This is a genomic window from Leptospira montravelensis (assembly GCF_004770045.1).
Taxonomy (GTDB): Bacteria; Spirochaetota; Leptospiria; order Leptospirales; family Leptospiraceae; genus Leptospira_A; species Leptospira_A montravelensis.
In genome coordinates, this window is sequence record NZ_RQFO01000004.1 from 577,797 (window position 1) to 590,945 (window position 13,149).

The 13,149-nt window shown below is 39.0% G+C and carries 10 protein-coding genes; 1 reads left to right on the forward strand and 9 read right to left on the reverse strand.

What is annotated here, in order from left to right:
• Positions 1–5 precede the first annotated feature (5 nt).
• The 5 genes from EHQ31_RS03645 to recN form a co-directional block, all read right to left on the reverse strand.
• Positions 6–2,189 carry an ATP-dependent helicase gene (locus EHQ31_RS03645; protein WP_135569665.1) on the reverse strand — a complete coding sequence of 728 codons (2,184 nt, stop codon included), beginning with the start codon at positions 2,187–2,189 and terminating at the stop codon, positions 6–8.
• Positions 2,190–5,066 carry a BamA/OMP85 family outer membrane protein gene (locus EHQ31_RS03650; RefSeq protein ID WP_135569667.1) on the reverse strand — a complete coding sequence of 959 codons (2,877 nt, stop codon included), beginning with the start codon at positions 5,064–5,066 and terminating at the stop codon, positions 2,190–2,192. It abuts the gene before it with no gap.
• 4 nt (positions 5,067–5,070) lie between these two features.
• Positions 5,071–5,502 (reverse strand): ExbD/TolR family protein, encoded by a 432-nt coding sequence (locus EHQ31_RS03655; protein ID WP_135569669.1) that lies wholly within the window; start codon positions 5,500–5,502, stop codon positions 5,071–5,073.
• Positions 5,503–5,507: 5 nt separating this feature from the next.
• Positions 5,508–6,122: a MotA/TolQ/ExbB proton channel family protein gene (locus EHQ31_RS03660; protein ID WP_135569670.1), complete on the reverse strand. Its 615-nt coding sequence runs from the start codon at positions 6,120–6,122 to the stop codon at positions 5,508–5,510.
• Positions 6,123–6,197: 75 nt separating this feature from the next.
• A complete protein-coding gene (recN, locus tag EHQ31_RS03665; protein ID WP_135569672.1) occupies positions 6,198–7,907 on the reverse strand; it encodes a DNA repair protein RecN in 1,710 nt (569 codons plus the stop codon).
• 129 nt (positions 7,908–8,036) lie between these two features.
• Between recN and EHQ31_RS03670 the strand changes: the two genes are divergently transcribed.
• Entirely contained in the window at positions 8,037–9,743 is a 1,707-nt protein-coding gene (locus EHQ31_RS03670) for a patatin-like phospholipase family protein (protein ID WP_135569674.1), read from the forward strand.
• On the opposite strand, the gene EHQ31_RS03675 is transcribed toward EHQ31_RS03670, so the two are convergent.
• From EHQ31_RS03675 to leuC, 4 genes are read right to left on the reverse strand one after another with little or no spacing between them, the layout of a single operon-like run.
• Positions 9,740–10,741 (reverse strand): PLP-dependent cysteine synthase family protein, encoded by a 1,002-nt coding sequence (locus EHQ31_RS03675; protein ID WP_135569676.1) that lies wholly within the window; start codon positions 10,739–10,741, stop codon positions 9,740–9,742. The genes EHQ31_RS03670 and EHQ31_RS03675 overlap by 4 nt on opposite strands.
• Positions 10,742–11,119 carry an FKBP-type peptidyl-prolyl cis-trans isomerase gene (locus EHQ31_RS03680; protein ID WP_135569678.1) on the reverse strand — a complete coding sequence of 126 codons (378 nt, stop codon included), beginning with the start codon at positions 11,117–11,119 and terminating at the stop codon, positions 10,742–10,744.
• Positions 11,120–11,126: 7 nt separating this feature from the next.
• On the reverse strand, positions 11,127–11,753 hold the full coding sequence (gene leuD / locus EHQ31_RS03685; protein ID WP_135569680.1) for a 3-isopropylmalate dehydratase small subunit: 627 nt from the start codon (positions 11,751–11,753) through the stop codon (positions 11,127–11,129).
• A gap of 1 nt (position 11,754) precedes the next feature.
• Complete coding sequence (gene leuC, locus EHQ31_RS03690) at positions 11,755–13,149, reverse strand: 3-isopropylmalate dehydratase large subunit (RefSeq protein WP_135569682.1); 1,395 nt, start codon at positions 13,147–13,149, stop codon at positions 11,755–11,757.

A 13,149-nucleotide genomic window follows, 5' to 3' on the forward strand; every position in this document is an offset into this window, starting at 1 on the left:
CTTGTTTATGAAATTATCTCTAATGGTGTATATGCCAATAAGAATTTTTTATCTAAATGAGCACCAAATCGAACTTCGACTTTTCGATTGTCCCCGGATCCAGAAATGGATAAAATTCGTCCTTCGCCGTATACTTTATGCCGAACCTTAGTTCCCAATTGGAAATCACCATCACCCACTTTTGCCTGAACAGATTCAAACTTCTCCTCAGATTTTTGAAACCTTTCCGCTCTTGGCGTAAATTCAGGCCTTCGCACTCCGTAACGATTTTCAGTAAATTCACCTTCGATGAATTCACTAGGTAACTCTTCTAAAAATTGTGAGGGCAGCCTAGCATCTACATCTCCAAATTTTCTGGTAAACCTGGAAAAACTAATCTCCAAATTTTTACGTGCCCTAGTGATTGCTACATAAGCCAACCTTCTCTCTTCTTCTAACCCATCGGGAGAATCAATCGATAGAAAATGAGGAAAGGTTCCCTCTTCCATTCCAGCCATAAAAACATGTTGGAATTCAAGTCCCTTAGCATTGTGTACTGTCATAAGGATCACATAATCTGGCAAATCTTTGGTATTGTCTTCACTTGTGATGAGAGAAATGTTTGCAAGGTATTCTTCCAGCGTGGCCTCTGGATTGTTTTCCTCAAATTCTTTAAGAGCATTTACAAATTCATTTAAATTGGAAAGTCTAGAAAAGGAATCTTCTGTTCCTTCATTTTCTAAAAATTCTCTATACCCTGAGTGTTCCAAAACTTCATAAGCAATCTCGGAAGGTGTTTTTTTACCAAGGTCTTCCATTGCCGAATCAAACATTCGATATAAAGAAGTCAGTTTTTGTATGGTGCCTTTTTTGATTCCGGGAACTTCTTTTCCTAAACATTCAAATAAAGATACACCTTCGTTTACAGAATGTGATAAGAGTCGGCTCACAGTCGTCTCACCAATACCACGTGGTGGTGAGTTAATGATTCGTAGGAGGGATGTAGAATCTACTGGATTGACTACCACTGACAGGTAAGCGATTAAATCTTTTACTTCTTTTCTGTCAAAAAATCGAAACCCACCAAAAATCTTATAGGGAATGGCTCTTTTTCTAAGTGCCTCTTCAAAGTATCTGGATTGGGAATTGGTTCTATAAAATACTGCAAAATTGGAATATTTTTGCCCTTTCCTAACTCCCAATTGGATTTTCTGAACAATCCCTTCTGCTTCTTCCATTTCATTTTGATAAGAAGTCAGTTTGATTTTATCTCCCATTGGATTTTCTGTCCTAAGGGTTTTATTGGTTCTTTGTTTATTATTAGAAATTAACGCGGCTGCAGTTTCTATGATAGTCTTAGTAGACCTATAATTTTCCTCTAATTTAACAACAACCGCGTCGGGGTAATCCTTTTTGAAATTTAGAATATTCGAAATATCTGCACCACGCCAAGAATATATGGATTGGTCGTCATCCCCAACAACACATAGATTTTTATGAAAAGAAGATAGTGATTGGACTAAATGGTATTGGATTTTATTAGTATCCTGGTATTCATCTACCATGATGTATTTCCATAGTCTTTGGTATTTTTCCAAAATTACAGGAAAATCACGAAATAGAATCACAGTTTTAAGAATCAGATCTCCAAAATCCAAAGCATTTCGTAAAGTTTTTCGTTTTTCATACTCTAAAAAAACGGAGGCAATTGTTTTTGTATAAGAATCATCTGCTTTTTTTTTAGCATACTCTTCGGCTGTTAAAAAGGAATCCTTTGCTTGAGAAAAAATATTAGCTAAACTGGAAGGACGAAATTCTTTCGTATCCATATCTTTGGATTTTAGAATTTCTTTGATAAGGGATTCTTGCATATCACTGTCATAAACAGTAAAATTATTTCCGAGCCCCAGGACCTTTCCTTCCCGTCTTAACAAATACAAACAAAGTGAGTGAAAAGTTCGGACAAAAGGTTCGCTATTTCCTTCAGATAACAAACTCCGACAGCGACTGCGCATTTCTTCAGCTGCTTTATTCGTAAATGTAACAGCCAGAATTTGGTTTGGATAGACCTTATGATTTAAGATTAAATTAGCAATCCGGTAAGTAATGACTCGAGTTTTTCCCGATCCCGCACCGGCAAGAATCAGTAATGGACCTTCTACCGATTCAACTGCTTTTTTCTGTTCTGAATTGAGTCCAACTAACTCCACTTAGAATCGCATATCCCCAATACCAAAAACAAATTGAAAACTATTATTGTCAGGATAAAGTCCAAAAGGTCTGTCCTCTACTCCCGTATAACGAATTCTCTGCGCAAAATATAAACGAAGCGGTAATACCGGTATTTGAATCCTAAGTCCAAAACCCCAAGAAAATCGAAAGTTCTGCATTGATAAGTTTTTACTAGATAGGACTAAATTTCCAGGATCATTCACCACGAGTGGTGATTCGGGAAGTTTTTGACCATATGAATTATAATTTTCATATAAATAGGTTTCCACTGGCTCCGAAACCCGCTGTGCACGTACGAGCGAATCATAGTTCTTAAAGAATTCTTTTCTTTCCCCTACGGCTCTGTTGATTTGTTCATACATAGCTCCACCGTCGAAGAATACTACAAACCAGAGTAAGGAAGGTTCGATCGGAAAACGAAGTTCCGAAGTGAAAAGTACTCGACTCGAAGCACCATCCTTCCATTCATCCGGATAGTATTTATCATCAAAAAACCAACCGCGAAGAGATTCGTATCCACCGAGGAACAAACGATCTTGCACCTGAATATAGGGAATTCTTTCTTTATCTTGTGCTTTGTATTTCGGTGTCCTTTCAAATGTGAAAACAGAAGAAGTCCTAAACTGTTGGACCACACGCCATCGCCTAAGAGCGTTTTTACGAATAAGTCCAAAAAACGTATAATCAAACCAAGTATGATAATATTCTAAAATTGGACTAAACTGGTCAAAGTGTGACTCTCCACCAAGAAATTGTCCTACGTTATCTACAGAAAAAATTAAATTGAAACCTTGGGTAGAGTTAAATACGTTATCCCGACTATCATAAGCGACACCATTGGTCAACTGTGACCGAAATTGCCAACCACGATCCACTTCCGCCAAAACTTGATCCGAAACCAGAGAGGTAGGCCTTGTCGATGCAAAAAAGGAAGGTGAATAACGATGAAAGTGTGTCCAGTTAATAAGAAAACGGTGCCCAAGACCAGCACTCACACCCACACCCGAACGTTCATAAGAGGCAACTTCTTTAATCCCTTGGTTGTTGTTTTCTGTAATGGAGGTAGCACCCACAAACAAAGTTCGAGAGGAGTAAAATGCAGAAAGTGTGAGTGACCAAGGTTTGTCCATAAACCAAGGTTCTGTCCAGGATATTTGTAAATATCTTCGGATAGGTCCAAACTCCACACGCCCATTGATCTGTTGGCCTGTTCCGTTTAGGTTATTTTCACCTAACTGAGTAAATATGGAAAAACCGGTAATCGTTCCGTAACCACCTCCCATTGAGACCGTACCTGTTGGTTGTTCCACAAGTTCTATAATCAAATTCATTTTGGTTTCGTCGGAACCTGGCCGCATATTAAAGTTTACTTCTTTAAAATAACCTAAGTTAAAAATACGTTCCCTTGATCTGTTTACAAGAGTGGAATTAAAGAGGTCTCCAGGTTTGAATAGAAGTTCCCGTCGAACCACTCTATCTTGGGTTTTTTTGTTTCCCTTGATAATGATGTTTTCAATAAAAGCTAAGTTATTTTCACGAATGGTAAAATCCACATGTATGAATTTTTTTCCTCTTAACTTTGGCTCTTCTTCATATATTCTTCTTAATTTAGCTACGTTTAAACGGCTATGTTCTTCATTACAATCAGCAATCGCATCAGAACTACTTCGTTTGTCACAATTTTCATATCGAGATAAGGAGCCGTCACTCAGCTCGATAACCTTCCTTCGAGGAATTACCTGAGCAAATAAATAACCTTTGGCCGAATACGCTTCGTTAATCGAAGCTCTATCTTTTTGAAATTTAGTTTCATCAAATACTTCTCCCACATCGGAAGGAGCAAATTCATATTGGTCTTCTAAATACTTGATGGGGTAAACCGGTGACCATTCTTCTTTCGGTGTGCCAACAGGGTTATTTTCTTTATTCAAAAATTGCGGCATCCCATTGGGCGCAATGGTCATATCATGACTTGTGGAATATCCGTTGTAGAAATATTGTTCACCTTCAATGATTTTAAAATTAACGATCACAACTCGTTTATCTTTTTTTTGCGGATTTTCCCATCGAATTTCCCAATTTGTTCCTTCATTGCTAAGCTCAGCATCCACATATCCCCTAGATTTTAAATAAGCGGCAATTTTTTGTTTGTCAGACTCAAAAGCAGATTCCTTAAATACTCCCGATTCAATAATACCACTTTCTTTTAAATCCATGATCCCTTGTAGATCATAAGTATCTATTTCGCTATTCCCGAAGATGTTAATTTTGCTGACAGGAATCTCTTCACCTTCATCGATAATAAATTTCACCTTAACAGTGTTAGTCTCTGGATTTACAGGTTCTGTCTCAAAACGAACATAGGCTAAGAAAAAACCTTCATCGCGGTATTTTTTTAAAATTACATCTTTTGAAAGTGTTACTTTTTTTGGAGTAATCACCTCGTTTTCTTTTAAGGGAATCTTATCTCGTAAGTCAGAAGGGAATACTTCATCGGCTCCTATAAAATCTATATCTTTTACGCGCGGTCTTTCTTTAACGACTACTAGGATTTTTACGCCCTCACCATCTGCCTCACCTTGGATATCAATATGATAAAAATATCCAGAAACAAATAATGCGCGCATATCTGCGTTTAAAATTCCCTGGGAAAGTTGAATTCCTGGACGCATGTCCATCAAATCTAAAATATCATCTGAGGAAGTATTGATATTTCCTTTAAACTCAATCTTAGTAATGACTTTATCTAAATATACAGTTCGATTCGACCAAAGGGATACCCACTCTGCCGAAACCAGTAACAGGAGAGATAAAAGAAAGAAACTTACAAATTTTATTTTTTTTCGAATATTCAAAGAATCACTTTGATGTGCCTTTTACCATTGCTAAGTTAAAGCGACTAACACCCGCAGCATTGACTGCATCGATTACCTTAACCACAACTTGGTAGGACGCACCACCATCTCCACGAATAATAACTTTGTTTTTTTTAGGATCTCTTTCCTTTTCAGGCCCAAGAAAACCATTGATCTTTTCAGTAAGTCCTTCTAAAGGAACCGCTTCCGAATTTTGATCTAAATATATTTTACCTTGTTTATCAACAGTGATCACAAGTTCGTCTTTTTGTTTTTCTTTAGCAACACTAGAGGAGCGAGGTAATTCCACTTTCAAAGCAGTGTTTTTCTCTAACGTTGCATTCATCAAAAAATAAATAACGATAAAGGAGATAACATCAATGAGAGGAGCAAGCTCAATATTATTAAATGATTTTTGCGATTTGCGAAATTTCATTTACTTTATTTATTTAGGTGTGGTAACACCAAATCAGTGACGTTTTCCATTTCCGTGATTCTTTCCTCTTTCATTCGAGAGAAAAGATTGTAAAAAATGTAAGCAGGAATTGCTATTCCAAGCCCCATAGCCGTGGTAATCAATGCTTCCGAAATACCAACTTCCGCACCCTGGGTTCCTGCTCCTTCTGCAAAAGAACGAACGATTCCAATCACCGTACCTAAAACTCCGAGTAACGGAGCGATGGTGGCAATGGTACCAAGGCCAGTTAGATATCTTTCCATTAAATAAATTTGGCGAAAGCCTTCTTGACGAATATCTTCCTCCCAAAACAGAACTCCGCGCCTTTTGAGGTCAAATGCCATACGAAGAAGAACTGCTGCGGGAGACTGAATGTCTTGTCCGAGTATATCTTTTGCCTCATCCCATTTTTGATCCCGAGCTAGTTCACGGACACGACGAAAATGATCCTGCGGAATGGCTTTCAGTCGGAAGTAATAAACAAGTCGTTCCACAATGATCGTAAAACCAACGATGGATACAAAGATGATTAAAATAGGAATGGTTTGCGGAGGAACCGAGGAAATGATTGAGTCTGATTTAGCGAAAGGAAAAAACATGAATGGGACCCCATTGAAGGATTACGAATAGAGTTTTCAGTATTCCCTTTTTCGCCAAATACTATTTTTACGACACTACCCCGCTTTTTTCATTAGTAAATCTGTCGCCGCTTTTAGAACCGCAGAAGTGACTTGTTTACCTCCAATCATACGTGCCAGTTCCCTTTTCCTTTCCTCAAAGTCAAGAAGTGAGGCATTCGACACAGTCCTACCACCTTCCTGACGTTTTTCGATTTTGATTTGGTGGTGGCCTGAGGCCGCTACTTGCTGCGTATGGGTGATGAGAAGGATTTGTGAATTTCTTGCTAGTTTTTTAAGCTTTGTTGCCATTGCCTCCGCTGCCTCACCTCCGAGTCCGGTATCCACCTCATCCAAAACTAACATTTGCGGTGAAGGCGCTTGTTTTCCAAGGACACTTCTTAGAGCAAGCATGACCCGTGATAACTCACCCCCTGATGCGACCTTTCGGAGTGGACGTGGTTTTTCACCTGGATTGGCGCTGAAGTAGAACTCGATTTGGTCTAGGCCAGAATCTGAAAGAAAATAGGACTTGGAACCTTCTTCTACCTCACCTTCCGGATTTTCTTCCCATCGGAGTACCACCTGGAGTTTGCCACCTTCCAATCCTAAATCTGCCATTTCTTTTTGGACATCTTCTTCAAACTGGGAAATCACATTTCTGCGTAACTTGGAAAGTTGAAATCCAAGTTCCTTCATTTCAGTTAAGCATTGGTCTTTTTTGATTTTTAAAAAATCTTCATCCCCTGCTTGTTCATTCCAACGTTCCAGTTCCGCTTTTTTTTCTTCTAAGAGAAGATTGATTTCTGTTAGGCTTACATTGTATTTTTTCTTTAGTTTTTTTATATCTTGAAGTCTGGACTGTACCATATCCAACCTTTCAGGACTAAAAAATAATTCTTCTTCTTCTTCTCTAATGACAGACTTCAGGGATTTCAATCTATCATATACCTCTTCCCATTCTTCCAACATTTCCTTTTTCTCAGGGATTAAAATGGATACTTTCTGAATGGCATGAATAAGGGTTGGAAATACTTTCAAAATGGAATTTTCTTTTTCTACTAACTCATCCAACACCAAACGATAGTTTTCTGCTAATTTTTCTCCATTGGCTAATAGAGATTCTTCGGAAGATAAACTTTCGTCCTCTCCTTCTTTGGGAGAAATAGATTCAATCTCTTCGATTTCATATTCAAGGATTTCTTTTCGTTTAAGCATAGTCCTTCTAGTTTCTTCAAAATCGTTGAGCTTTTGTTTCCAATGACGATATTGTTGTAAGGCAGATTTGAATTTGAATTTTAAAGATTCCAAATTACCATATCGATCTAAAAATTCTAACTGGTTCGATTTTTCTAATAGAAAGAGTTGTTCATTCTGGGAATGGATTTCTGCCATTGTTTTTCCAAGTTCTCGTAAATGAGTGGTTGATGCCAAACTCTCACCAATTTTGACCCTTGCTTTTCCATCTTTCATCAATTCTTTGGTGATGACTATTTCATCTCCCGTATAACGAAAGCCTTGTTCCATTAGATAGTCTTTGGTTAAGTTTTGTCCAGTAAGGGAAAGAACTGCCTGTAAAGAATACTTTTCCTTTCCTTGCCGAATATTGGCAGTCGAACAACGTCCTCCAAATAAAGAAGCCAATGCATCGAAAATTAAGGATTTTCCTGCACCGGATTCACCAGTGAAGACAGTCAGACCATCCGAAAGGGAAAGTTCTAAGGATTCAAAGAGTGCAAAATCTTTAATTTTCAAATGTGTGATCATATAGACTCCTGTTTACTATACAGGAGATTACTACTTAACATACAAGTAGTCAATGAAAATTTTTAGAAAAGTATAAAAAACGAAATTTCTCTCTCTTTCCTTTTTGAAACTCTGGTGGAAAAGGTCCTTATGAAAGATTTAGAAGGGAAAATTCACCTAGTTTCGAGCCTACCCCTATTCCGAAGTTTATCTAAAAAAGAAAAAGTTTGGGTGGCTGAGGCGGTGCATATAGTCGAATCCGAACGCGAGGAAGTCCTTTTCAGCGCGGGAGATGGAAACAGAAGTTTATATTTAATTTTATCTGGTGGGATTAAACTCTTTCTTCCCAAAAAAGGAGAAGGAAAACGCGAAGAGGAAGTACAATACCTTAAAAAAGGGGAGTATTTCGGAATCCAATCCTTACTCACAGGTGAAAAACATAGTCATACAGCAGTTACCGTTTCCGAATCTAGATTTTTAGTTTTATCACAATCCGGATTTCAAAAATTAATCCAAAAGATTCCTTATTTATCTGTCACCTTTTCTAAAATGTTAACCAAATCTCTTCGGGGAGAACTTTTGGGAGGAAGGGAATACTTTCGCAATTCCGTAGTTTGTTTGGTACATTCCGATCCTATGGCAAAAGTCAATTTAGCGAAAGATTTGGTAACTTCCATTGAAGAGGAATCAGGAAAAAAATCGATCATTCTTCACTTCGCCCAAAATGGACAAACTGAAAATCCTTATCTAAAGAATTATAAATTTAAAGATTCGGAACGCATCAAAGAAACGTTAGGAAAACAATATGCCAGTCATTCCTTTATTTTTTTAGAAGTATTTCCCGACACGGAAGAAGAACTAAAACGTCTGTTAATCGAAGAAGCCGACCATATTGAAAACTTTATCTCTAGCGACAATTCAATCAATTTATGTAACTCGATTACCAAGGAATCCAAAGAAAACGAAATTCTATACCATGAAACAAATATTAGAGATATCGTCGATCATGGGAAATGGGAGATTTACGTCAGACGAAAAGCACGAGAACTTTCTGGGGTTCAAATGGGAGTGGCCCTGGGAGGTGGTGCCGCTTTAGGTCTTGCCCAAGTCGGAATCATGAAAGTTATGGAGGAAGAAGGGATCATTCCCGATATGATTGCAGGAACGAGTATTGGAGCAATCATTGGTGCTTTTTGGGCTAGTGGCCTAGGTTATAAAGGGATCTTACCACTGCTTGGTGAAATTGATAGTATATTCAAAATGTTTAAACTTGTAGACCTATCTTTTCCAGGCCAAGGTCTTTTGCATGGAAAACATGTTAGGTCACTTCTCGAAAAATATTTGGGGGATTTATATTTTGAAGACCTACCTATCAAACTAAGACTCATTAGTTGTGATATTTCCACAAGACAAGAAATAGTCCTCTCCGAAGGAAAAGTTTTGGATGCCGTGATGTCGAGTATTTCGATCCCTGGAGTCTTTGTACCCCAACCCCAAGAAAATGGTAAAACCTATGTAGATGGTGGGATTGTGAACCCTCTTCCCGTTTCTGCTCTTACCCATGAAGGAATTCAAAAAATTATCGCCATCAATTCCATGCCCAGCTCCAAAGATGAGATGAAAACAAACAAACTATTAAATTTGAATGTTCTTGATATTATTGTAAATAGTTTGTATTCCCTGCAATATCGCATTGGAAAGTACAGTGCACAGGAAGCAGATGTGTATTTGAATCCAATTCTACCCAATTCCAATTGGTTTGAGTTTTGGCGGAGTGCTGAATTTATCCAATTAGGGGAAACTGTAGCAAAAAGTTCTTTGCAGGAAATCAAACAACTGTTTAGCGAAAAATCTTAATCCCGATCTGGGGATAAAATCACGATATTATAAGGATTTCTTTCGTTTCGTTCGGACTCTGGAATGGATTCCGAAAACCTAAGAGCACCAGTAATGACTGTTCCCGTGGTTAGGCCCGCAAAGATTCCTTCTTTTTCATAAAGGTCAGCTTGCAGGTGTAAGGCTTCATCCTTCGTCACATGAAAATAATGATCAATTAATTTTGGATCGTAAACCGCAGGAAGTTGGATTCTTTCTCTTTCTTTTGGATTGTCAGTTTTTCCATATTCCATAAAGGGCGAGTTTTGTTTTCCCGCAATTATGACTTTCACCCGGCGGTCTTGTGATTTTAAAAATCTTCCAATCCCAGTGATTGCTCCACCAGATCCCGGTGCTGAAATCACAGCGCCGACTTTACCCTGTAAGTCTCTCCAAATCTCAGGACCTGTCGTTTTGAAATGGAAATTGGGATTTGCCGGATTGGAAGCTTCATCAGGAATCCATCCACCCAACTTTTTCGCCTTATCTTCTGCAAGTTCAGAAAGACGACCCAAATCTGATTCATTGGTGACAGTGACTTCTGCCCCGTAACTGCGTAATAACTGAATGCGTTCTGGGGAGGTTTGGAGTGGAACCAAACAGAATACAGGATATCCTTTTACCTTTCCAATCCAAGTAAAACTAACCGAGGAAGATCCGGCACCAACAAGCACCACTGACATTCCTTTTTTTAATTTTCCTCTTTTTTCCGCATCCAAATACATTGCAAAAGCAGTTCTGTCTTTTGCAGACCCCGTTGGGTTTAAAAATTCTGCTTTGAGATAAAACTGAACTCCCGCATTTTCAGAACCGATTCGATTCAATCGGATGAGAGGGGTATTGCCAATCAGTTGCAAAACATTGTCTACAATGGGTTTGGCAACAGAAAGTTCTTTTCCAAAGATACCTTGTACATTGTTCAAAGCCTGAAGTAAGCTGTTGCCTAAGTCATCGATTCCTTTGGAAATTGGATCTATCATTTATTTTACTTTTATCAGTTCCACATCAAATACAAGTGTTGAGTTGGCAGGAATAGGACCAACTGCTCGTGCGCCGTATCCATATTGTGGTGGGATCGTAAGTTTTCGTTTTCCACCTTCTTTCATTCCCACGATGCCTCGTTCCCAACCTTGGATGACCTGTCCTTGGCCCAGTTGGAAACTAAAAGGTTCCCCTCGGTCAAGAGAAGAATCAAATACTTTTCCATTGGTTAACTTTCCGGTGTAATGAACCACAACCGTAGTTCCACGAATGGCCTCTCTCCCTAACCCCTGTTTGGTGTCCTGGATCAAAAGTTCATCAGCGAAAACACTGGTTGATACGAATAAAAATCCGAGTAAAATTGAAAACAGTTTCATACGGCGATTATACAGTCTTTGCATACAACCAGGGAACTTCTTTTTGGTTCTTTTCTTCAAATTTTTGAATAAAATCTGCTTTTTGGAGAGTAAGCCCAATATCATCCAAACCATTGAGTAAACAATGTTTACGAAATGCATCCACTTCAAATGGATATTTTTTCCCTTCTTCGGTAATGACCACTTGGTTTTCCAAATCGATTTCCAAGTTCGCCCCTGGTTTTTTATCAATGGCCTGGAAAATTTCTTCTACTTGGCTCTCCGATAAAACAATGGGTAACATTCCATTTTTAAAACAGTTATTATAAAAAATATCTGCATAGGAAGGAGAGATGATGGAACGGAATCCGTAATCTTCTAAGGCCCAAGGAGCATGTTCTCTAGAAGATCCGCATCCAAAGTTATCTCTTGTGACAAGGATATTGGCACCTTTGTATCTTTCAGCATTCAAAACAAATTCTGGATTCGGTTTTTTTCCCGCGTCATCCAAAAATCTCCAGTCGTGAAAGAGATGTTGACCAAACCCTGACCTCTCAATTTTACGAAGGAATTGTTTAGGAATGATTTGGTCAGTGTCAACGTTTGCCTTATCTAAAAGAGCCGCGATTCCTTTTAACTTTGTAAATGCTTTCATCTTATTTCCACTCCCGAATGTCTACAAAATGTCCTTCTACAGCCACAGCCGCAGCCATTGCAGGTCCGACTAAATGGGTGCGTCCACCTTTCCCCTGTCTTCCTTCAAAGTTTCTATTGGAAGTGGAGGCACAACGATCACCCGGAGAAAGTACATCGTCATTCATAGCAAGGCACATAGAACAACCTGGATTACGCCATTGGAATCCAGCTTCTAAAAAGATTTTATCTAGGCCTTCCTGTTCTGCTTGGCGTTTCACCCGACCAGAACCTGGTACAATGATGGCCTCTACCTCTTTACTTACTTTTTTCCCTTTGACTGTATTTGCTACCACACGAAGGTCTTCGATCCTTGAATTTGTACAAGAACCTATAAATACTTTATTCACTTTAACATCCGATAGTTTTTGACCCGGTTTTAAATCCATATAAGCAAGAGCGGACTCTGCCGATTTTTTTTGCACGGGATCTGTGAAATCAGAAGGACTTGGAACTACGTTTGTCACAGGAATGACTTGGCCAGGAGAAGTTCCCCAAGAAACCATAGGTGCAATTTCACTCGCATTGAGTACCACTGTTTTATCAAACTTAGCACCAGCATCAGTAGCATAAGCTTTCCATTTAGCAGCTGCTACATCAAATGCATCACCTTTCGGAGCAAAGTCTCTTCCTTTGATATAATTAATGGTAGTGTCATCGGGAGAAATGAGGCCGGCGCGAGCACCAGCTTCAATCGCCATATTACAAATGGTCATACGACCTTCCATACTGAGAGAACGAATGGCCTCTCCCGTAAATTCAATCACGTATCCTGTGGCCCCATCAGTTCCAATTTTACCAATGATGGCAAGGACAATGTCTTTTGCAGAAACAAGGGGAGATAATTTCCCATCCACACGAATCTCTAAAGTTTTTGGTTTCTTTTGGACAAGAGTTTGTGTAGCTAGAACATGTTCAACTTCTGAGGTTCCGATTCCAAAAGCAAGAGCTCCAAAAGCACCATGAGTTGCTGTATGGGAATCCCCACAAACAATGGTCATCCCTGGATGGGTGAGGCCTAGTTCCGGTGCCACCACGTGGACAATTCCATTGTCAGGGTGATTGATATCAAATAATGTAATTCCGTTTTCTTTACAATTGTCCATAAGAGTTTGCATCTGAAGGACAGAGATGGGATCTACAGATTTCCAATCCCGAGTTCTTGTGGAAACGTTGTGATCCATCGTAGCAAAAGTAGCGTCTGGTCTACGCACTTTTCTGTTTGTTAGTTTTAAACTTTCAAAGGCCTGTGGGCTTGTAACTTCATGGACTAGGTGTCTGTCGATGTAAATGAGGCAGGTCCCATCATCCTCGTGGACCAAATGGTCATTCCAAATCTTCTCAAACATGGTTTTCAT